The organism is Acidovorax sp. LjRoot129 (genome assembly GCF_964253765.1).
Taxonomy (GTDB): Bacteria; Pseudomonadota; Gammaproteobacteria; order Burkholderiales; family Burkholderiaceae_C; genus Acidovorax.
In genome coordinates this window covers 5,225,456-5,247,253 of sequence record NZ_CAXUSE020000001.1, presented here as the reverse complement: position 1 = coordinate 5,247,253, position 21,798 = coordinate 5,225,456, and the positions used below count along the sequence as shown (strand labels likewise).

Annotated in this window: 18 protein-coding genes; 13 read left to right on the top strand and 5 right to left on the bottom strand. The window is 67.1% G+C overall.

The window, feature by feature from the left end:
* Window positions 1–15: 15 nt before the first annotated feature.
* Window positions 16–2,364: a DUF1631 domain-containing protein gene (locus tag ACSQ3Q_RS24030; protein WP_436136815.1), complete on the top strand. Its 2,349-nt coding sequence runs from the start codon at window positions 16–18 to the stop codon at window positions 2,362–2,364.
* Window positions 2,365–2,439: 75 nt separating this feature from the next.
* Here the strand turns inward: ACSQ3Q_RS24030 and dprA are convergent, their stop codons facing one another.
* Both dprA and ACSQ3Q_RS24020 read right to left on the bottom strand, forming a co-directional pair.
* Entirely contained in the window at window positions 2,440–3,627 is a 1,188-nt protein-coding gene (dprA, locus tag ACSQ3Q_RS24025; protein WP_436136814.1) for a DNA-processing protein DprA, read from the bottom strand.
* Window positions 3,628–3,702: 75 nt separating this feature from the next.
* Window positions 3,703–4,923, bottom strand: coding sequence for a LysM peptidoglycan-binding domain-containing protein (locus ACSQ3Q_RS24020; protein ID WP_436136813.1), 1,221 nt, complete (start codon window positions 4,921–4,923; stop codon window positions 3,703–3,705).
* 198 nt (window positions 4,924–5,121) lie between these two features.
* On the opposite strand from ACSQ3Q_RS24020, the gene def reads away from it, so the two are divergent.
* From def to ACSQ3Q_RS23965, 11 genes are all read left to right on the top strand, one after another.
* Entirely contained in the window at window positions 5,122–5,631 is a 510-nt protein-coding gene (def, locus tag ACSQ3Q_RS24015; protein WP_436136812.1) for a peptide deformylase, read from the top strand.
* A gap of 35 nt (window positions 5,632–5,666) precedes the next feature.
* Window positions 5,667–6,140 (top strand): hypothetical protein, encoded by a 474-nt coding sequence (locus ACSQ3Q_RS24010; protein ID WP_436136811.1) that lies wholly within the window; start codon window positions 5,667–5,669, stop codon window positions 6,138–6,140.
* Between the two features lie 22 nt (window positions 6,141–6,162).
* Window positions 6,163–7,152 carry a methionyl-tRNA formyltransferase gene (fmt, locus tag ACSQ3Q_RS24005; protein WP_436136810.1) on the top strand — a complete coding sequence of 330 codons (990 nt, stop codon included), beginning with the start codon at window positions 6,163–6,165 and terminating at the stop codon, window positions 7,150–7,152.
* Window positions 7,149–7,973, top strand: a complete 825-nt coding sequence (locus tag ACSQ3Q_RS24000; RefSeq protein ID WP_436136809.1) for an AzlC family ABC transporter permease — start codon at window positions 7,149–7,151, stop codon at window positions 7,971–7,973. The genes fmt and ACSQ3Q_RS24000 overlap by 4 nt, the downstream gene beginning before the upstream one ends.
* Window positions 7,970–8,305, top strand: coding sequence for an AzlD domain-containing protein (locus ACSQ3Q_RS23995; RefSeq protein WP_436136808.1), 336 nt, complete (start codon window positions 7,970–7,972; stop codon window positions 8,303–8,305). The genes ACSQ3Q_RS24000 and ACSQ3Q_RS23995 overlap by 4 nt, the downstream gene beginning before the upstream one ends.
* A gap of 228 nt (window positions 8,306–8,533) precedes the next feature.
* Window positions 8,534–9,724, top strand: a complete 1,191-nt coding sequence (locus ACSQ3Q_RS23990) for a phosphoglycerate kinase (RefSeq protein WP_436136807.1) — start codon at window positions 8,534–8,536, stop codon at window positions 9,722–9,724.
* Between the two features lie 83 nt (window positions 9,725–9,807).
* A complete protein-coding gene (gene pyrF / locus ACSQ3Q_RS23985; RefSeq protein WP_436136806.1) occupies window positions 9,808–10,635 on the top strand; it encodes an orotidine-5'-phosphate decarboxylase in 828 nt (275 codons plus the stop codon).
* A gap of 63 nt (window positions 10,636–10,698) precedes the next feature.
* A complete protein-coding gene (locus tag ACSQ3Q_RS23980; RefSeq protein ID WP_436136805.1) occupies window positions 10,699–11,601 on the top strand; it encodes a LysR family transcriptional regulator in 903 nt (300 codons plus the stop codon).
* A gap of 234 nt (window positions 11,602–11,835) precedes the next feature.
* Entirely contained in the window at window positions 11,836–12,825 is a 990-nt protein-coding gene (locus ACSQ3Q_RS23975) for a Bug family tripartite tricarboxylate transporter substrate binding protein (RefSeq protein WP_436136804.1), read from the top strand.
* Window positions 12,822–13,838, top strand: coding sequence for a succinylglutamate desuccinylase (locus ACSQ3Q_RS23970; RefSeq protein ID WP_436136803.1), 1,017 nt, complete (start codon window positions 12,822–12,824; stop codon window positions 13,836–13,838). The genes ACSQ3Q_RS23975 and ACSQ3Q_RS23970 overlap by 4 nt, the downstream gene beginning before the upstream one ends.
* 184 nt (window positions 13,839–14,022) lie before the next feature.
* Window positions 14,023–15,216, top strand: a complete 1,194-nt coding sequence (locus ACSQ3Q_RS23965; RefSeq protein ID WP_436136802.1) for an ABC transporter substrate-binding protein — start codon at window positions 14,023–14,025, stop codon at window positions 15,214–15,216.
* A gap of 100 nt (window positions 15,217–15,316) precedes the next feature.
* Here the strand turns inward: ACSQ3Q_RS23965 and ACSQ3Q_RS23960 are convergent, their stop codons facing one another.
* From ACSQ3Q_RS23960 to uvrA, 3 genes are all read right to left on the bottom strand, one after another.
* Window positions 15,317–16,276 (bottom strand): EamA family transporter, encoded by a 960-nt coding sequence (locus ACSQ3Q_RS23960; protein ID WP_436136801.1) that lies wholly within the window; start codon window positions 16,274–16,276, stop codon window positions 15,317–15,319.
* Window positions 16,273–16,713 (bottom strand): acyl-CoA thioesterase, encoded by a 441-nt coding sequence (locus ACSQ3Q_RS23955; RefSeq protein WP_436136800.1) that lies wholly within the window; start codon window positions 16,711–16,713, stop codon window positions 16,273–16,275. Before ACSQ3Q_RS23955 ends, ACSQ3Q_RS23960 begins: the two co-directional genes overlap by 4 nt.
* A gap of 396 nt (window positions 16,714–17,109) precedes the next feature.
* Window positions 17,110–20,187 carry an excinuclease ABC subunit UvrA gene (gene uvrA / locus ACSQ3Q_RS23950; RefSeq protein WP_436136799.1) on the bottom strand — a complete coding sequence of 1,026 codons (3,078 nt, stop codon included), beginning with the start codon at window positions 20,185–20,187 and terminating at the stop codon, window positions 17,110–17,112.
* A gap of 270 nt (window positions 20,188–20,457) precedes the next feature.
* Here uvrA and ACSQ3Q_RS23945 point away from each other — a divergent pair, with 270 nt between their 5' ends.
* Window positions 20,458–21,636: an MFS transporter gene (locus ACSQ3Q_RS23945; RefSeq protein ID WP_436137065.1), complete on the top strand. Its 1,179-nt coding sequence runs from the start codon at window positions 20,458–20,460 to the stop codon at window positions 21,634–21,636.
* Window positions 21,637–21,798: the final 162 nt, after the last annotated feature.

Genomic DNA, 21,798 nt, shown 5'->3' with positions numbered 1-21,798 from the left:
CGCTAATATCGGTCCATGCAACCCACGCCCCCTTCGGTTCCACAGCGCCGCCTGGCCCGCCAGGCGCGCCAGCGGTTCGTGGAGGGCCTCTGCGCCGGGCTGCCGGACCTGGACAAGGTGGTGATGGACTTTCTCACCACGCTGATGACCCAGACGGGCACAGCGCGGCAGATGCAGTCGCACCGCGATGCCTGGATGTTGTACCAGCAGCACCATGCGGCCTGGACCGACCGCACGGGCAAGGCCTGGCGTGAAGCGCTGGCGCCGCACGTCAGCACCAACAGCGCCAGCCTGGCCAGCAACGGCCCCGGGCCCCAGTTCGAGCTGCTGAGCGACGATGTGGTGGAAAACAAGATCCTCGCCTCGCGCATGGCCCTCACGGTCAGCGAGCAGGTGGGCCCCCAGTTCGACACCCTGCGCCAGCGCACCCAGTCGCTGGAAGGCCAGGAGCTCGACAGCAATGACATCCTGCGGCCCGAGGCCGTTTGCCTCATCCTGGTGGAGCAATGGGTGGAGGCAGGCCTTCCCCGCACCGATCTGCTGACTGTGGTGGACCCATTGCAGCGCGAAGTGGCCAACCTGGTGCAAAAGCAGTACCAGGCGGTCAACGTGTTCTACGTGGAGCAGGGCGTCACGCCCCAGACCGACCTGAAATCGCGCGTGCGCCGCACCTCGGGCGGTACGCCGACCGGTGGCAGCACCAACGAGTCCGGCTCCGGCGGGCTGGCGTCCCAGGCGCTGGCCCAGACCCGTGATGCCATGGCCGCTGCGGCCACGCGCGGCAGCGTGCCCCAGCAGCTGAACCGCATGCCGCCGCCGGGCTACCCGCGGCACGGCATGCCCACCGGTTTTGCCACGGGCATCACGCCGCTGGCACGGGCGCGCCAACGGGCCCAGGGTGTGATGGGGCAGCTGCGGCGGCTGCTGACGCAACCGGCCACCGGGTTTGACATGGTCAACGCGCCGCCGGCATCGGCCGCGCTGGCCCATGCGCTTACCGCCCACCGCGTCCAGGCCGACACCTACTACAGCGGCGTGGCGTCGCTGATCGAAGACTACAGCCCGGCTGCGGTGGTGCAGCTGGCAGGCGCCGTGCGCGAGCGCTCGACCGAGCTCAAGAAGAAAGCGTCGACGGCGGGTGAAAAAGCCATCATCGAGGTGGTGGCGCTGATGTTCCAGAGCATCCTGGCCGAAGACCGGATTCCGTCTGCGGTGCGCGTGTGGTTTGCGCGGCTGCAGGTGCCCGTGCTGCGCGTGGCATTGGCCGAGCCCGAATTCTTCAGCAACCTGAACCACCCCGCGCGCCAGCTCATCGACCGGATGGGCGCCTGTGTGATGGGTTTTGACGCGACCAGCATCAATGGCAGCGCGCTGGAGGCGGAGATCCGCCGCGTGGTGCAGGTGATCGAGCAGTACCCCGAAACCGGCCGGCGCGTGTTCCAGCTGGTGTACGACGAGTTCGAAAAATTCCTCTCCAAGTTCCTCACCGAAAAGCAGGCCACTTCGCGCCTTGTCACGGTGGCCCAGCAGGTCGAGCAAAAGGAAACCCTGGCGATCCAGTACACCATCGAGCTGCGGACCATGCTGCGCGACATGCCGGTGCGCGAAGAGATCCGCGAATTTCTCTTCAAGACCTGGGCTGAAGTGCTGGCCCTGTCGGCAGTGCGCGATGGCCCCCAGCACGAGGACACGATTTCCCTGAAGCGCACGGCCGCAGACCTCGTATGGGCCGCCAGTGCCAAGCCCAACCGCAGCGACCGCTCCCAGGTCATCCAAAACCTTCCGGGTCTGCTGCAGCGCCTGCGCCAAGGGCTGATCCTCATGGGCATCAATGGCCCGCCGCAGGACGCGCAGATCAAGATACTCACCGACACGCTGGCCGACGCCTTCCTGTCGAAGACCGCGTCCATTCCGCAGGCGCACATCGATGCCATGGCCAAGCGCCTGGCCAACCTGGAAGACTTCATCGGCGATGCCACACTGGGCGATATGCCGCTGAACGCCGACAACATCGAGATGATGCTGGGCATCGATGCGTCGTCCATCCACGTGGTGGCGGACAACGGCGCTCCCGTGCAGGACGACATGGTGGCGTGGGCCCAGGAGCTGCGCCCCGGCACCTGGTACACGCTGGACCACAACGGTGCTTCGGCCCAGGTGCAATACGCCTGGCAAAGCCAGCGCAAACAGCTGCACCTGTTTGCTGCCACCGATGGCAGCAGCTACCTCATTCAATTGCGCAGGCTGGCGGCCTATCTGCAGGCAGGCTTGCTGGTGGCCCAGGACGAGGAGGGCATCACCTTGCGCGCCACCCGCGAAGCCCTGGCCAAGCTGGACGCCAATCCAGAGCGATTGCTGGACTGAAATTCAGCCCGGCGGTCTGGGGGTCAGCAGCCAGCGTCACTGGCCACAACACCGGGCCCGCCAGCGGTGGGCCCCTCAGCCCCGCCCGAGTCGCTGGAACAGCCCCCCGGGCAACCGCGCCACCTGGCCATCAAGCTCCAGCTCCAGCAACTCCACCTGCAGCGACGACGCATTCATGCCCGTGCGCGCTACAAGGGCGTCGACACCCATGGGATCGAAACCCAGCGCCCGCAGCAACGGGCTTTGGGTGTCCGGGGCCGTGCCGTCACCTTCAGCCTCCGCATCGCCCTCTTCAGGAAGGGCATCTTCGGCCCGCCCCGGCGCAGAGCCCAAGGGCATGCGCAGCTCCTCCAGGACGTCCTGCGCAGACTCCACCAACTTGGCCCCTTGGCGTATCAAGGCATGGCAACCCCGGGACTGTGGTGCATGGATGGAGCCCGGAATGGCGAACACCTCGCGACCCTGCTCTGCAGCCATCCGGGCCGTGATGAGGGAACCTGAGGCCAGGGCCGCCTCGACCACCAGCGTGCCTTGCGACAGGCCGGAGATGATCCGGTTGCGCTTGGGGAAATTGGGTCCCAGCGGCGGCGTGCCGAGTGGGTATTCGCTGACCAGCAATCCGCGCGTTGCTATGCGGTGCGCCAGCTCCAGATTCTTGCGCGGGTAGACCCGGTCGAGGCCGGTACCCACGACAGCGATGGTCGCGGCAGTGTCCTCCTCTGCGCCTGCCGCCACGTCCAGCGCGCCTTCGTGCGCTGCAGCGTCCACGCCCAAGGCCAGACCCGAGACGATGGTGAACCCGGCGTTTCGCAATGCCCGGGAAAACAGCCGAGCATTCTCGGCGCCTTGCGCGGTGGGATTGCGGCTGCCCACCACGGCCAGACAGCGGTCCGGGGAAAACGGGCGGTGGTTGACCAACGCCGCCGGGCCGATCAGGTACATCAGCAGCGGTGGATCCTCTGTGTCCAGCAACGACTGCGGATACCGCGAATCACCCAACGTGACCACGTCCCGCGCCGGCCCTTGAGGGTCTGCAGCACCCAGCCATTGCCAGGTGGTTTCGAGCAGTGTTTCCCAGGTTTTGGGCACCGTGCAGAGCGCTTTGGCCTGGGCCGGCGTCACGCAATGCTGGAGCGCAGCCTCGGGTTGCAGGAAGATCTCCTGCGGCAGGCCGAAGCGTGCCAGCAGGCGCCGCGCGGCACTGTTGCCCACGCCTTGGGAGAGCGTCAAGCGCAGCCAAGCTCCGAGCTCGTCACGGTCCATGGATAGATAAGGAGAATAAAACCGTCAATACGCCGCCCGGCACCGGTGGATGCGGAGCGCGTGGTCGAGCAGGTCTTACTGCTGCGGGTTGACCAGACGGTCGCCGACGCGAACCCCGCCCCGGATCTCCAGCAGCAGCACATAGGACACGCGGTCGAAGGTGCGGAACACCATGGCGGTACCGTTGTTCTCACTGGGCAGCTTGATGGTGGCCTTGGAACTGTCGGTGGAATCCTTGATGCGATCGCCCTTGGTCAGCAGCGTCAGGACATGGCCTGGCTCGATGCCGTCGCGCGAGCCCTTGTTGATGGCAACCACTTGATTTTGGGCCGCGTAGGCAGCCGAGAAACTGCCGTAGATGGAGGCGACTCTGGCGTTCACTTCGATCTGTGGTGCACGTGGCGTGTAGCTGGTAAAAGCCCGGGCGGGTGCTGGCAGCAAACGGTCCCCAGCGCGAATCTCTTCTTTGGTGCTGGACAAATCCACCGTGGCAGGAATGTATTCAGCTGTGCGGCCGCCCTTGCTATCGGGAATCTCTTCAAAAGATTCACCACGCACCAACTCAGCCTTGCCCAGATACTGTGCCTCGTAGCCCAGGATTTCTCCAGAGATCGGGTCTTTCAATGCCACCGCCTCACGGAACACACGGAAAAAGCGTGGTTCGCCGGGCTCTGCTCGCACAGGGGCGGCCGCGTCGCCACGGACGTAGGCGCGGTCGCCGCTGGCCATGAGCACGCGATCTTCGGTGGTGGCCACGATGCGGGGCGCGCGCAGCAGTTCCTGCGCATCCACCACGAGAGGCTCGACCAGGAAAGGCTCGATCAGGTGAGGTTTCAGAGTGGGAAGTGCAATGTCGGCCAGACTGTCGCTGCGCGTGCGGGGAGACACTCGCACCGTCTGGTTTTCAGTCTCCAGCGTGCCCGGCGGCGTAGTGCGCAGGCGGGCGTAACCACCGTCCTTGTCCAGATACAGCGTCTGACCGGGGTAGATCAGGTGCGGGTTGGGGATGGTTTTGATGTTCATGCCCCACAGCTCGGGCCAGCGCCAGGGGCGCTTGAGATACATGCCCGAAATGCCCCACAGCGTGTCGCCGCGCTTGACGACATAGGTGTCTGGGGCGTTGGGCGCCAGTTCAGCCAGGGGGATGCCACGTTCGGACACCTCTTGCGCGGTGGCGCGCTGGGTTCCGGAGATGGGATAGTTTTGCGCCTGTGCCGGCAAGGCAACCAGGATGGCGCCAGCGATCAGGGTGAGCGCACCCAGGGCGGTTCGCCGCACGCTGGTGAATGCCGTCATGTTGTTCCTCTTCTCATGCATTGTGAAACGCCCCCTCACTGGCGCACGGGACTCGCGGCACGCGAACACCCGGCAAAATTCGTTACAAACCTTCTTAGATTCTCTGCTCAAGCCCTTGATTCGGCAACGATTATTGGCCTGCCGGGCCACGGCAGGCGGCAAAAGTGGCGAAAATAGCGACATCTCTTACCTGCATCCATGGCAATCCTTCCCATTCTCTGTTACCCGGACCCCAGGCTCCACAAGGTCGCCCGCCCCGTCGAGGCTGTCGATGAACGCATGCGCACGCTGGTGTCCGACATGCTCGCCACGATGTACGACGCGCACGGCATTGGCCTCGCCGCCACGCAGGTGGATGTGCATGAACGCCTGGTGGTGATCGACGTGTCCGAGGAACGCAACCAGCCCTTGGTGCTGATCAACCCCGAGATCGTGTGGGCCAGCGCGGAAAAACATCTCAATGAGGAAGGGTGCCTGTCGGTCCCCGGAATCTATGACGGGGTGGAGCGGTTTGACGCTGTGCACGTACGCGCGCTGGACGCTGACGGCCAGGCGCGCGTGATCGAGGCCGACGGCCTGCTCGCCGTGTGTATCCAGCATGAGATGGACCACCTCTTGGGCAAGGTATTCGTGGAATACCTGTCGCCGCTCAAGCGCAATCGCATCAAGACAAAAATGCTCAAACAGCAGCGGGGGACGCGCGAGTGAGGCCCACAGCGCTTCGCGCCCGGTGGGGCGTCGGAGTGCTGACAGCGCTCGTCGCGCTGGTGGGGCTGCTTGCAGGTTGCGCTTTTCCCTCCCGAGAGACGCCCGGGGCGGAACGCGCTGAGGTGTTAGCCCGGCTGGGTCCGCCGACTGCGACCTATCCCCTGGCAGCGGGCGAACGCTGGCTCTATTCCGAACTGCCGGCAGGGTTTGCGGCCTACAACCTCGACTTTGACGCCAACGGCCGGCTGGTGCGCAACGAGCAGGTGCTCACCCAGACGCGGTTTGAGACCATTCCCGTCGGCGTGTGGACCCAGACAGACGTCCAGCGCACCTTTGGCCCGCCCCTGCGGGTGGAAAGGGTGGCGCGGTTTGACGGCGACATCTGGACCTATCGTTTCCGCCAGAACTCCGACCCGCGCCTGGCGCACGTCCACCTGGACCGCCAGGGCGTGGTGCGGCTCGTCATGTTCACGGACGAGTTGCCCAACTTTGACAACACGCGCGACTGAACGCGCCATCGACACGGTTTCCATGAGAGTCATTTTTGCCGGCACGCCGGATTTCGCGCGCGTGGCGCTGGAACAACTACTGGCCGCCGGTTTCACCGTGCCGCTTGTCCTGAGCCAACCTGACCGCCCCGCCGGCCGCGGCATGAAGGTGCAGGCATCGCCGGTCAAGCAATGCGCGCAGGCCCATGGCATTGCCGTGGCGCAGCCCCGCAGCCTGCGCCTGGACGGCAAATACCCCGAAGACGCCACCGCAGCGCGCGACGCCCTGCTGGCCGCACAGGCTGACGTGATGGTCGTCGCGGCCTATGGGCTGATCCTGCCGCAGTGGACGCTCGACCTGCCAGCCCGCGGCTGCCTGAACATTCACGCCAGCCTCTTGCCCCGCTGGCGTGGTGCGGCGCCTATCCACCGCGCGATCGAGGCGGGCGATGCCCACACCGGCGTGACCATCATGCAGATGGACGCGGGCCTGGACACGGGCGACATACTGCTGACCGAACGCATCGCGATTGCGCCGGACGACACCACCGCCGCATTGCACGACCGGCTGGCACTCCTGGGCGGCCGCATGATCGTTGAAGCGCTGGAGCTGGCAGCCTGCGGCGGCCTGGCGGCCGTGCCCCAGCCATCAGAAGGCGTGACCTACGCCCACAAGATCGAGAAATCCGAAAGCAGCATCGACTGGTCGTTGCCTGCCCACGTGATCGACCAGCGCATCCGCGCGTTCGACCCGTTTCCCGGTGCGAGCACTGAATGCGCCGGCGAAGCCATCAAGATCTGGCGCTGCAAAATCGATAGCAAAAAATCTACGACAGACAAGCGCTGGGGCCATATTTTGTCTGTCAATGACCACGGTGTGACCGTCGCCTGCGGTGACGGCGCCCTGCGCCTGACCACCCTGCAGCGCGCGGGTGGCAAGCGGCTGGCGGCCGCGGATTTTCTGCGCGGCTTTGACCTGCAGCCCGGCATGGTGCTGGGCCCTGCGCCGGCCACAGCCCCGGCGCCTGCATGAGCCGCATCGCCTCCATCGCCCAAACGCTGCGCCACCCGTCCTTTCGGGCCGGCTTCATCGACATGGCGGGCACTTCCGTGGGCATCGGGGCCTGGGGCCTGGTCACCGGCGTGGTCATGGTCAAAAGCGGCTTGACGGTGGGCCTGGCCCTGTTCATGTCGCTGGTGGTGTATGCAGGCAGTGCGCAGTTGGCAGTCATTCCGCTGATGTCCGTGGGCGCGCCGCTGTGGGTGATCTGGCTTACGGCCAGTTGCGTGAACCTGCGCTTCGTGATCTTCAGCAGCATGTGGCGCGGCTACTTCGCGCACCTTCCGCTGCGCCAGCGGCTCGCCGTGGGCTACTTCAGCGGCGACGTGATCTACGTGGCGTTCATGAAGCGTTTTCCTGAAGGCCGGCCCGCGCCCGAACAGGTGCCGTACTTTTGTGGTGCCGCCAGCACCAACTGGCTTGCCTGGCAGATACCGTGCATTGCAGGCATCTTGTTGGCCAACACTGTGCCCCTGTCCTGGGGCCTGGGGTTCGCGGGGGTGCTGGCCCTGCTGGGCGTGCTGCTGTCTTTGCTGTTCGACCGCGCGACGTGGCTTGCCACGGGCGTGGCCAGCACAGCGGCCATCGCGGCGTTTGCGCTGCCGCTCAAGCTCAACATCCTGGTCGCCATCGCGGCCGCCGTGGCCGCCGGCCTGCTGATGGAAGCCGTGGACCGCCGGCGCCACAAGCCCACCGTGGTGCTGCTGCCGGCCGACAGCGTGTTGCCACCCGAGGAGCTTGAGCACCTCAAGGCGGGCGACGTAGTGCCGCTGCGCGAGGAACGCCATCCATGAACTTCTCCTGGGTCGAGCCGGCCATTGCCATCTTTGGACTGGCCGTCATCACGATGGTGTCGCGGTCGTTCTTCATGATCCCCGAACGCGAACTGCCCCTGCCCGACTGGTTGCAGCGCGGGCTCAAGTACGCGCCGCTGGCAGCGCTGGCCGCGGTCCTTGCGCCCGAGATCCTGATGACGAAGGGCGAACTCATCGACACCTTCATGGACGCCCGCATCCCCGCAGTACTGTGCGCCAGCGCGTACTACTTCTGGAAGCGCGGCATCCTGGGCACCATCGTCGTGGGCATGGCTGTGTACCTGCCGCTGCACATCGGCTGGGGCTGGTGAAACAGTAGCTCCCCCTGAGCCGCTGCGCGGCTTCCTCACAGGGGGATGGCGCCAGTGGCCTGGCAAAGCCAGTTCCAAGGGGTCTGCTGGCCTTGGCCGAGCCGGCCACACAGGACCTGCTCACTCAGACGGTTGAGCAACGCGTTCACGGGCCGCAGGCCGGCTGCAGGGGCTGCGATCACTAAAATGGCTCCCCTCAAGCCGCCCGATTCACTTCTTCCTCCTGCCATGAACATCCTCCGCTTCTCCGATCTGTGTGCCCAGGGCAAGGCCCAAGGCCAGCGCGTCTTCATCCGTGCCGACCTGAACGTGCCGCAGGACGACGCCGGCCGCATCACCGAAGACACGCGCATCCGCGCCTCGATCCCCTGCATCCGCCTGGCGCTGGACGCAGGCGCCGCGGTGATGGTGACCAGCCACCTGGGCCGCCCGACCGAAGGCGAGTTCAAGCCTGAAGACTCGCTCGCCCCCGTGGCCGCGCGCCTGTCGGAACTGCTGGGGCGCGAGGTGCCGCTGGTGTCCAACTGGGTCGACGGCGTGACCGTGGCGCCCGGCCAGGTGGTCCTGCTGGAAAACTGCCGCCTGAACGTGGGCGAGAAGAAGAACAAGGAAGACCTGGCGCGCAAGCTGGCCGCCCTGTGCGACATCTTCGTGAACGACGCGTTCGGCACCGCCCACCGCGCCGAGGGCACGACCTACGGCATCGCCCAGTTCGCCCACATCGCCTGCGCCGGCCCGCTGCTGTCAGCCGAGATCGACGCCCTGACCAAAGCCCTGGCCCAGCCCCAGCGACCACTCGCAGCCATCGTGGCGGGCTCCAAGGTATCGACCAAGCTCACCATCCTGAAGAGCCTGGCCGACAAGGTCGACCAGCTCATCGTGGGCGGCGGCATTGCCAACACGTTCATGCTGGCCGCCGGCCTGCCCATCGGCAAAAGCCTGGCCGAACCCGACCTGCTGGATGAGGCCCGCGCAGTGATCGCCGCAATGAAGGCCCGCGGCGCCGAGGTGCCTATCCCCACCGACGTGGTCACCGCCAAGGCCTTCGCAGCCGATGCGCCCGCAACGGTCAAGGCGGCCAAAGACGTCGCCGAGGACGACCTGATCCTGGACATCGGCCCCGAGACGGCAGCTCGCCTGGCCCACCAGCTCAAGTCCGCCGGCACCATCGTCTGGAACGGGCCGGTGGGTGTTTTCGAGTTTGCCGCCTTCGAAAACGGCACCCGCGAAATCGCCAAGGCGATTGCAGAATCCCCCGCATTCAGCATCGCAGGCGGCGGCGACACCTTGGCTGCGATTGCCAAATACGGCATAGAAAAGCAGGTCGGGTATATCTCTACTGGGGGGGGCGCATTCCTCGAAATGCTGGAGGGCAAGACACTGCCCGCGTTCGAAATATTGGAAAAACGCGCGGGTTGACGTCTGGGGCGGGGACCCGCAGAGGCTGGCCAACGTGGCCGAGAGCGCAGCTCCCCTGCGCCGCCCACCTAAAATCACGCCCCATGACCTTCACCGACATGCTGCGCGACGCCACGGCGCAGAACAACTCCCTGCTGTGCGTGGGCCTGGACCCGGAGCCCACGCGGTTTCCTGCGGGGTTGCAGGGCGATGCGCACAAGATTTATGACTTCTGCGCGGCCATCGTGGACGCCACGGCCGACCTGGTCTGTGCCTTCAAGCCCCAGATCGCCTACTTTGCCGCGCACAGCGCCGAAGACCAGCTCGAGCGCCTGATGCAGCACATGCGAGCCAACGCACCGCACGTGCCGGTGATCCTGGATGCCAAGCGCGGCGACATCGGTTCCACCGCCGAGCAGTACGCCAAGGAGGCGTTTGAGCGCTACGGCGCCGATGCGGTCACGCTCTCGCCCTTCATGGGTTTTGACTCCATCGAGCCCTACCTCGCCTACCACGGCAAGGGCGCCTTCCTGCTGTGCCGCACCTCCAACCCGGGCGGCGACGACCTGCAGACCCAGCGCCTGGCCAGCGTCGAAGGCCAGCCGCTGATGTACGAACACGTGGCGCGCCTGGCGCAGGGGCCCTGGAACAAGAACGGCCAGCTCGGCCTGGTGGTGGGCGCGACCTACCCCCAGGAGATCGAACGCGTGCGCGCCATTGCGCCCACGCTGCCGCTGCTGATCCCGGGCGTCGGTGCGCAGGGCGGCGACGCCGCAGCCACCGTGCGCGCGGGGCTGCGCGAGGGCGGGCCGATCATCGTGAACTCATCGCGCTCCATCCTGTACGCCTCCAAGGGCGACGACTTTGCGGCCGCAGCGCGCACCGAGGCGCAGCGCACCCGCGCCGTGCTCGAAGCCTCGCGCAGCCGCTAGGGCTGCGCGGAGCCCGAGGCCGAAGCACCAGCACCAGCACCTGCCGGCCTGCGCCCCACCGCCATGCAGCTCAAATGGCTTGAAGACTTTATCGTCCTCGCGCAGGAACGCAGCTTCACCCGCGCGGCCGAACTGCGGCATGTCACCCATCCGGCCTTTGGCCGCCGCATCCGGGCGCTGGAAGCCTGGGCGGGCACGCCACTGGTCGAGCGCACCGGTGGCCCGGTCACCCTGACACCGGCCGGGCACAGCTTTCTGGAAACCGCAGGCCAGCTGGCCCGCAACCTCGCCCAGTCGCACGAGGAACTGCAAAGCCTGGCCGGCCGGCAGGCGCGCACCGTGACGCTGGCCACGGGCCGCACCCTGGCGCGCACCGTGGTGGCCGACTGGCTGGTGCGCCTGCAGCCGCTGCTGCAGGGCGGCGAGCTGTGCATCCGCACCCGCGCGCTGGCCGACACGGTGGCCTTGCTCGAGCGCAACGAGGCCGACTTCTCCCTCGTGTACCACCACCCGGCGCTCGCCATCCGGCTCGACGCGCGGCAGTTTCTGCACCTGACCGTGGCCTCGGACCGGCTGGTGCCGGTGTCGCGCGCCACCGTGCAGGGCCACGCGCTGTACAGCTTCGGCCCGCCGGGTACCACCGACGCCGTGCCTTACCTCGCTTACGCGCCGCAGCTGGCCCTGGGCCGGCTGGTGGAAGACCACTTGGCGCACAACCCGCATGCCCCGCGCCTGCAGCGGGTGGTGGAGTGCGACTCGGCGGATGCGCATTACGAGTACGTGCAAAAAGGCCTGGGCGTGGCCTGGCTGCCCTGGTCCATGGTCCATGCCGATTGCCAGGCGCGGCGCCTCGCGCCCGCGGGCGACGCGCGCATGGAAGTGCGATTCGACGTGCGCCTTTACCGGCCCAAGCGCCGCCTGGGGCCACTGGCCGAGGCCCTGTGGACGGCGCTTTCACAGCATTGATCCGCGTGACATACCGCCGGTCCGGGACCTGACGCAGGGGTTTTCCCTGTGTATGCGGTACGGATTCGCAACGGTTGGTGCTGTTTCGGCACCAACGCGGCAGATCGTGTTTTCGACAATAGTGCACGCCGCAGGAAGTTTTACGGTGCCACACCGCCCCGCCACAGGCGGCTCCGTACTCCTCACCCGCCGCGGCGCGCAGCAGCCCCCACACCCTCGACCCGGCCCCACACCATGCACCACCTGTCTTTGTCTTCCCCCGTGCGCCGCACCGCGCTGCTGTGCACCCTCGCGGCCCTCGCCGCGGCCCCCGCCTGGGCACAGCAGGACGCCTACCCCTCCAAGCCCATCACCATCGTCGTGGGCTATCCACCCGGCGGCAGCACCGACCTGACCGCCCGCACCGTGGCGACCGAGCTGGGCAACAAGCTCGGTGTGCCGGTGGTGATCGAGAACATCGGCGGCGCCGGCGGCGCCATCGGCGCGCAGAAGGTGGCCAGCGCGGCGCCCGACGGCTACACGCTGCTGGTGGGCGCCAGCAACGAGATCGCCATCAACAAGCTGGTGACCAAGAAGGTGAAGTACGACGTGAAGGACTTCACCGCCATCGGCCTCATCGCCTCGCAGCCGCTCGTGCTGGTGGCCTCCACCGGTTCGGGCGTGAAGAACCTGGCCGAGTTCACGCAGAAGGTGTCCAAGAACCCCGGCAAGTTCAGCTACGGCAGCTCGGGCGTGGGCACATCGCTGCACCTGGCCGGCGAGATGGTCAAGGAGCAGGGCAAGCTGTTCATGACGCACATCCCCTACCGCGGCGTGGCACCGCTGACCAACGACCTCATGGGCAACAACCTGGAGTACGGCGTGTTCGTGCTCTCCAGCGGCCTGCCGCACATCAAGAGCGGCAAGGTGATCGCCCTGGGCACCACCGAAGCCAAGCGCTCGGCAGCCACCCCCGACATCCCTGCCCTGGCCGAAACCGCGCAGTACAAGAACGTCGACATCGGCGTGTGGTTTGCGCTGATGGCGCCTGCCAATCTGCCCAAGCCGGTGTTCGACAAGGTGAAGAAAGCCCTGAACGACAGCCTGCAGTCGCCCGACTTCCGAAAGAAGATGGAAGCCACCGGCTCGACCGTCGCGGCCACCACCGTGAACATCGACCAGTACCTGGCCACCGAAGTGGCCAAGTACAAAAAGATCGTTGAATTCGCCAGGATCGAAGAATGAACGCGGCCCCCGAGACCCACAGCCCCAACGCCGCTGAGCCACCGCTCACCTTCGAACTGCCCGCCCCCGACATCAGCGCCTGGCGCGCCGGCAACACCGGCACCGAAGGCGTGTGGCACTTCGACTCCGGCCAACCCGGCCGCCACGTGATGATCAGCGCTCTGGTGCACGGCAACGAGCTGTGCGGCGCCTGGGCGCTCAAGGGCCTGCTGGAGGCCGGTGTGCGCCCCCAGGAGGGCACGCTCACGCTCGCGTTCTGCAACCTCGACGCGTTCGACCGCTTCGACGCCAGCAGCCACGATGCTTCGCGCTTCACCGATGAAGACCTCAACCGCCAATGGCTCGACGAGCGCATCGACGCCGGGAACACGGCAGAACGCCGCCGTGCCGCCGCGTTGCGCCCCTTCGTCGCGCGTGCGGACTGGCTGCTCGACATCCATTCCATGCACGAACCCTCGGCGCCGCTGCTGCTCACCGGCATCCAGCCGCGCAATCTGGATCTGGCGCGCGCGATGCGTTCCCCCGAGCACATCGTGGTGGACGCGGGCCACAAGGACGGCGTGCGCATGCGCGACTACGGCCGGTTCGGCTTGCCGGACAGCGAGGGCCAAGCCGCCGACACCCGCTCGCTGCTGGTCGAATGCGGCTTCCATGGCGATCCGGCCAGCCGCGCCGTGGCGCAGGACCAGTGCGTGCGCTTTCTGGAGCAGTCCGGCGTGATCAGTCCCGCCGCCCTGGCAGCGCAGCTACCCGGCTGGCGCCTGCCCGATGCGCCCCGCCAGTGGGCGCTGGAAGTGACCGGCCCGGTCGTGGCCACCAGCAGCGCGTTCAAGTTCGTGGCGCCCTACACCGGCCTGGAGGTGTTTGAGAAAGCAGGCACCGTCATCGGCGACAACGACGGCGTGCCGGTGACCACACCGTACGACGATTGCGTGCTGGTGATGCCCTCGGTGCGCCAGGCGCGAGCGGGCGTCACGGTGGTGCGCTTTGCGCGCCGCAAAGCACTGACCTAGCCCGCCCCCCTTTGGCACCGTCCGTGCGCAGGGCGCACAGGCGCTCTCGCACACCCCATGGCTGGCGCTTGGCAACGCTTGGCCAGTGCCATCGCCACGCCGTGCAGCTTCCAACCGCACGGCTGCCAACCCACCCGCATGCGTCCCCGCTGCGGGCGGCCTCACCCCGTCCCATGCCCGCTGCATGACCCGCTGTGACGAACAGCCCGGCGTCATGGGGCGCACTGTTTTCCGACGAATCCAAGGACATCGCCATGAAAGTCTGGTTGCTGGTCGTGGGGCTGCTGCTCGCCCCGTTGTTTGCCGCGGCGCAAGAGGTGCCCAGGACGAAATCGTCCTGGGCCAGTCGGCGTCCTTCACCGGCAGTTTTGCCAGCCAGGCGGCGGCGTACCGCGACGGCGCGCTGCTGTACCTGAACGAGGTGAACCGCCGCGGCGGCATCCATGGGCGCAAGATCCGCCTGGTGTCGCTCGACGACCAGTACAAGCCCGAGCTGGCGGTGGAGAACACCATCAAGCTCATCGAGCAGCACGGTGCCTTCGCGCTGACCCACTACACCTGGACGCCGGTGGCCCGCGCGGTGATTCCGGTGGCGACGAAGTACAAAGTGCCCTTCTTTGCGCCGTACACAGGTGCCAGCGACGTGTACCGCGCCAGCAGCCCTATGGTCTTCACCGTGCGCGCCAGCTTTCATGCCGAGCTGGAGGCGATCATCCGGCACGTCACCACGCTGGGCATCCGCAGGATTGCGTTCGTGCGCTACACCAGCAAGACGGGCGACGAGTTGCTCGCCGAGCTGGAACCCCTGCTGAAGAAATACGGCGCCACCCTGGTGGGCACCGGCAGCATGGCCAACAACTCCGCCCAGCCGAAAGACGCCATCCGGCAGCTCGCACCCGTCGAGGCCCAGGCCGTGCTGCTGGGCGTGTCGGGCACCGACGCCGTGTCGTTCATCCAAGGCTACGAAGCCGCCACCGGCCGCAAGGCGCAGTACTACGCCCGCAGCCTCGTCGGCGCACGGCAACTGGCGCAGGAGCTGGGCGACCAGGCTTTCGGCATCTCGGTCACCCAGCTGGTGCCCAACCCCTTCAAGCAGGTGGTGGAAGTGAGCAAGGAATACAACCGCCTGCTCAAGGGCAGAGCGGCCGGCGCCCAGCCCGACTACATCTCGCTGGAGGGCTTCATCGCCGCCAAGGTGTTCTGCGAAGCACTGAAGCGCACCGGACCGGCCCCGACGCGCGTGGGCTTTTTGCAGACGCTGTCCCAGATGAAGGTGGATGTCGGCGGGTTCGAAGTCAGCTTCAGCCCCGGCAACCACAACGGTTCCGACTTCGTGGACATGACCATGATCGGGCGCAACGGCAGGCCGATCAACTGATCGTCATAAACAGCGGCCCGTGGGTGCGGCGCCGCGCTACAGAAACTTCAATACTATATTTTTGATAGCACAAAGCGCTTACCAATCAAGCGCTGACGGCCTATTTGGCTCGAAACTTGGGCCCCAGCACCACGCAGGCGAGCGCGGCGACGATGAGCGCAATGCCCGCCCACTGCCAGGGCGCGACGCCTTCGTCCAGCAGCAGCATGCCGGCCGTGAGGCCCACCACCGGCACGGCCAGGCTGAAGGGTGCGACGCGGTTGGCCGGGTAACGCTGGAGCAACTGCGTCCACAGCGCGTTGCCCACGGTGTTGGCGGCCCAGCCCAGGTAGGCGACGGCAGCCCAGCCTGACAGCGGCACGCTGGCCAGCGCCTCCCAGTGCAGCCAGCGGGCGGCGTCGGGGTCGAAGGCCGCGGACAGCGCGACGAACGGAACGATCGGCACCACGCTGCTCCAGATCACGAAAGCCAGCGGGTCATAGCCGGGGCTGGCGTTCTGCGCCAGCCGCGCCACGATGTGCGACGCGGCCCACAACGCGGCAGCGCATATCGTGAGCAGCAGGCCCGCCATCGTGGTGGCGCCCGCCACACCCAGGCCCGCGCCGGGCCCGACATAGTTCATCGCAAAACACGCGAGGCCCAGCGCCGCCAGCGCCATGCCCCACAGCAGCGGCCGGCCGGGCTTTTCGCGCAGCAGCGCAAACGCAAACAGTGCCGTGAAGAACACCTGCGTCTGCAGCAGCACGCTGGCCAGGCTGGCCGTCATGCCCACCTTGAGCCCGATGAACAGAAAGCCGAATTGCCCCACGCCCTGGAACAGACCGAACCACAGCACCCAGCGCCAATGCACGCGCGGCGGCCGGACCATCAACAGCAGCGGCAGCGCCGCAAACACATAACGCGCCACGCCCAGCTGAAACGGCGTGAAGCTGCGCAGCCCCCACTTCATCGCGACGAAGTTCACACCCCACAGCACGACCACGACCAGCGCAATCAACAGATCGCGCGGCCGCAGCGGGCCCGTGGTAGCCGGGGCCGCAGACGGCAGCGGGGCTGTCACTGCGCCGCGCGCGCAGCGTCGATGTGCGCCTTCACGCGCTCCGCCAGCGCCATGTCGCCCGGGGTTTCGGGCGTCCACCGGTCGACGGTGCGGGGCTGCTCGTCGGCATCCACCGCGGTGTAGACCGCCACGCAGTGCAGCACGTCTTGCTGCGCCTGGCCGTGGATGCTGCCGCTGCGCACCTCCACAGCAAGGTGCATGGACGCCCCGGTGGTGAACGCCAGGCGGGCATGCACTTCCACCAGGTCGCCCGGGCGGATAGGGTGCACAAAATTTGCGCCGCCCACAAACTCGGTAATGCAAGGCCCCTTGGCCCAGGCGCTGGCGCAGGCAAACCCCGCTTCATCGACCCAGCGCAGCACCGTGCCGCCTGGCACACGGCCGGCCTGGGGCAGCGTGCTTTGAGAGGCCAGAAAACGCAGGGTGATGGATTGCATGCGGAGGCTCCGTGGGGGGGGTGGAACGGATTATTCCCCAGCCACCCTGCTGAACGCCGTGGTGCGCCGCAGACCACGGGCCAGCCATGCACGTCCATAGTGCTCGGGCGCACAGCCCCACGGTTGTACGGAGGCCAACCCGCCGCGCAGTGGGGCGGCTCCGTGGCGTCACCGTTGCGGCAGGCGGCAGGGCCCAGCACCACGTCGACAGTGGCATCTTCCCGCCCACGCCCCGCGCTGGCCACGCACGCGACGACGACCGGGGGTGATGGTGATGCCGTGGCTCGGCCGGCAAGATCGCAGCGGGTGGAAACACTGCCTCATCGGCAAGTATGCCCCAAAATTAGTAGCTATAAGCGCTTATATATCAAGCGCCAGCGGCCAATTTGTTTCAAATTATGGCTTGCGCAGGTACGGTGCGAGGTACCGCCCCGTATGGCTCGCCGGGTTGGCCGCCAGGTCCTCGGGCGTGCCCACGCCCACTACACTGCCGCCGCCCGCGCCGCCCTCCGGGCCCATGTCGATGAGCCAGTCAGCCGTTTTGATCACGTCGAGGTTGTGCTCGATGATCACGATGGTGTTGCCCGCATCGCGCAGCTGGTGCAGCACCTTGAGCAGCAGGTCGATGTCGGCAAAGTGCAGGCCGGTGGTGGGCTCGTCCAGGATGTAGAGCGTGCGGCCGGTGTCGCGTTTGCTCAGTTCCTGCGCCAGCTTCACGCGCTGCGCCTCGCCGCCCGACAGCGTGGTAGCCGCCTGGCCCAGGCGGATGTACGACAGGCCCACGTCCAGCAGCGTCTGCAGCTTGCGCGCTATGGCCGGCACGTCCTTGAAGAACGCATGCGCGTCTTCCACCGTGAGCTGAAGGATCTGCGCGATGCTCTTACCCTTCCACAGCACTTCGAGGGTTTCGCGGTTGTAGCGCTCGCCGTGGCAGACGTCGCAGGGCACGTAGACGTCGGGCAAAAAGTGCATCTCCACCTTCACCACGCCGTCGCCCTGGCAGGCCTCACAGCGGCCGCCGGCCACGTTGAAGGAGAAGCGCCCGGGGCCGTAGCCACGCTCCTTGGCGGTGTTGACCTCGGCCATCAGCTCGCGGATGGGCGTGAACAACCCCGTGTAAGTCGCAGGGTTGCTGCGCGGCGTGCGGCCGATAGGCGACTGGTCGACGTTGATGACCTTGTCGAAGTACTCGATGCCCACGATCTCGTCGTGCGCGGCCGGCTCTTCATGCGCGCGGTAGATCTGGCGCGCCACGGCGGCGTACAGCGTGTCGTTGACCAGCGTGCTCTTGCCCGAGCCCGACACGCCCGTCACGCAGGTGAGCAGCCCCACGGGGAAGTCCACGCTCACGTCCTTCAGGTTGTTGCCCGTGGCACCGACCACGCGCAGCGACTGCACTGCGCCCTGGCGCGCGTGGTGCTCGGCCATGCGCTCGGCGCGGCGCTTGCTGGCCTCGGTCTGCGGAAAGCGCGACTTGCCCTTGGCTGGCGCAGGCGCCGGTGCGGCCTCGGCCACCACCGGCAGCCACGGCGTGCGCCGCTTGGGCACCGGGATGGACAGCGTGCCCGACAGGTACTTGCCCGTCAGCGATTCGGGATGGTTGCGCACGGCGTCGTACGTGCCCTGCGCCATCACGCGGCCACCATGCACCCCGGCCCCCGGGCCCATGTCGATCACGTGGTCGGCGGCGCGCATCATGTCCTCGTCGTGCTCGACCACGATCACGCTGTTGCCGATGTCGCGCAGGTGCTGCAGCGTGGCGATCAGGCGGTCGTTGTCGCGCTGGTGCAGGCCGATGCTGGGCTCGTCCAGCACGTACATCACACCCGTCAGGCCCGAACCGATCTGTGACGCCAGGCGGATGCGCTGGGCCTCGCCGCCCGAGAGCGTCTCGGCGCTGCGGTCGAGGCTCAGGTAGTTCAGTCCCACATCGTTCAGGAACTGTAGTCGCGTGGCGATCTCGCGCACGACCTTGTCGGCAATCTCGGCCTTGGCGCCCGTGAGCTTGAGCGCGTTGAACCAGGCATGGGCCGTGTTCAGCGTGGCGTGGCTCACTTCATAGATGGCGCGGGCCTGCTCGCCTTCACCGACCTTCACATGCCGGGCCTCGCGGCGCAGGCGGGTACCGTGGCATTCGGGGCAGGGCTGGCTGCTGCGAAAGCGCGCCAGGTCCTCGCGCACCACCACCGAATCCGTCTCGCGGTAGCGGCGCGACATGTTGGGCAGGATGCCCTCGAACGGGTGCTTCTTGGTGTAGACCTTGCCCTTGTTGGCGCCGCTGTCGAGGATGTAGCTGAAGGGGATTTCTTCCTCACCCGAGCCGTGCAGCACCGCGTGCTGCACCGTGGCCGGCAGCGATTCGAACGGCGCTTCCACATCGAAGTGGTAATGCCGCGCCAGGCTCTCGAGCATCGCAAAGTAGTAGCCGTTGCGCCGGTCCCAACCCTTGATGGCGCCGCTGGCCAGGCTCAGCGAAGGAAACGCCACCACGCGCGCCGCATCGAACACCTCGCGCTGGCCGATGCCGTCGCACGCCGGGCAGGCGCCCATGGGCGAGTTGAACGAGAACAGGCGTGGCTCCAGCTCGGCCAGCGAGTAGCTGCACACCGGGCACGCAAACTTGGAGCTGAACAGGTGCTCCTGGCCCGAATCCATCTCCAGCGCCAGCACGCGGCCGTTGCCGTCGTTGCCGCCCACGCGCAGCACGGCCTCGATGCTCTCGGCCAGGCGCTGCTGCATCTCGGGGCGCACCTTCAGGCGGTCGATCACCACGTCGATGCTGTGCTTCTCGGTCTTCTTGAGGGCGGGCAGGCTCTCGTATTCGTAGATGGTGCCGTCCACCCGAAAGCGGATGTACCCCAGCGCCTGCATCTGCGTGAAGAGCTCGGTGAACTCGCCTTTTTTCTCGCGCGCCACGGGCGCCAGCAGCATGAGCTTGGTGTCTTCGGGCAAGGCCAGCACCGCATCGACCATCTGGCTCACGGTCTGCGCGGCCAGCGGCTCCCCGTGGTCGGGGCAATACGGCGTGCCGGCGCGGGCATACAACAGGCGCAGGTAGTCGTGGATCTCGGTCACCGTGCCCACGGTGGAGCGCGGGTTGTGGCTGGTGGCCTTTTGCTCGATGGAAATCGCCGGCGAGAGGCCTTCGATCAGGTCGACGTCGGGCTTGTCCAGCCGCCCCAAGAACTGCCGGGCGTAGGCCGACAAACTTTCCACATAGCGCCGCTGGCCTTCGGCGTAGAGCGTGTCGAACGCCAGGCTCGACTTGCCCGAACCCGACAGCCCGGTAATCACCACCAGCTGGTTGCGCGGGATGTCGAGGTCGATGTTCTTGAGGTTGTGCGTGCGCGCGCCGCGGATGCTGATGCGCTGCTCGCGCAGGACGCGGGCGAGGTAGGCGCCTTCGGCGGGGCGTTCTTCGGGAAAGGCGGTGGCGTCGGTCACAGAGTCGGAAAGTTCGGGGTAACCGGGCATGATAGGACAAGCGCCGTTGCCGCACGCATCGCGTTGACGCTGCGGGAGCCCTAGCCGCGGCAGCGTCGAATCAACGGCCCAGCCAGGCCGGCTGGCCGTGAATCGGTCAGCAATACGTGGGCAAATCTGCGTGGGCCGACCGGCGCACTTCCGCGATAGGGGAAAATCACCCCTTTCACTTGGCCCTTGAGCACCACCGTGCCGGACATGTCCCCTCCCTCTTCAAGCGCCGCCTCACCAAACACCGCGCCCACCATCTCCGCGGGGTCCATGACCCCGCTGGAGCGCCGCTCCAGCGTCAGCCTCGCGCTGATCTTCGCCCTGCGCATGCTTGGTCTGTTCATGGTGCTGCCCGTGTTTACGCTGGAGGCCCGCAAATACCCTGGCGGCGATGACCCGGCGTTGGTCGGACTTGCCATGGGCATCTACGGCCTTACGCAGGCGGTGCTGCAGTTGCCGCTGGGCATGGCCTCCGACCGGTTTGGGCGCAAGCGCGTGATCGTGCTCGGCCTTTTGGTATTTGCTGCCGGCAGCCTGCTGGCCGCGCTGGCTGATTCACTCACAGGGCTGCTGGCTGGCCGCGCGCTGCAAGGTGCGGGTGCCGTGTCGGCCGCCGTGACGGCCCTGCTGGCCGACCAGACGCGTGACGCCGTGCGCACCAAGGCCATGGCGCTGGTGGGCGGAAGCATCGGGTTGATGTTTGCGGTGGCGCTGGTGGCGGCCCCGCTGCTGACCGCGCACATTGGCCTCGCGGGCTTGTTCGGCCTGACGTGTGCGCTGGCGCTGGCCGGCATAGCGGTGGTGGTGTGGTGGGTTCCGCCCGAGCCCGCACTGCACAAGGACGCGCCGCGTGGGCGCCTGGCCGACGTGTGGGCCCATCCGGATTTGCTGCGCCTGAACCTGGGTGTGTTCGTGCTGCATACCGTGCAGTTGTCGATGTGGGTTGCGGTGCCCGCGCTGCTGGTGCAGGCCGGGCTTGCCAAAGACCACCACTGGCAGGTGTACCTGCCGGCCGTGGTGCTGTCGTTTGCCGCCATGGGCGGGCTGTTTGCGCTGGAGCGCGCGGGCAAGCTGCGCGCGGCGCTGCTGGGTGCCATTGCGCTGGTGCTGCTGGTGCAGGTGGGCCTGGGTGTGCTGGCGGCGGGCCAGGGGGCGCCGACGCTGTGGGCGCTGGGGCTGCTGCTGTTTGTCTTCTTTTGCGGGTTCAACGCGCTTGAGGCGAGCCAGCCCAGCCTGGTATCGCGCATGGCGCCGGCGCAGCTGCGCGGGGCGGCACTGGGCAGCTACAACACGCTGCAGTCGCTGGGCCTTTTTGCCGGCGGCGCGCTGGGCGGGGCCCTGGTGAAATGGGCCGGCGCGCCCGGCTTGTTTGCGGTGACGGCGGTACTGACGGCGCTGTGGCTGGTGCTGACCTGGCCGCTGCGCCCGGTGGGGCGCGGCGGGCACTGAGGGGGCAGATAACGCAGCGCCGCACGGCGTGGCGGGCTGGGCGTGGCCCGGTTACCGGCGCGCGGCAGGGGGCTTCCATTGCCAACTGCTTGCGGCACAATGGCGCGTTTGGCGCGCGGAAACTCCTCAAATCCGGCGCTTCATTACTTCCTTAAGGCAAAG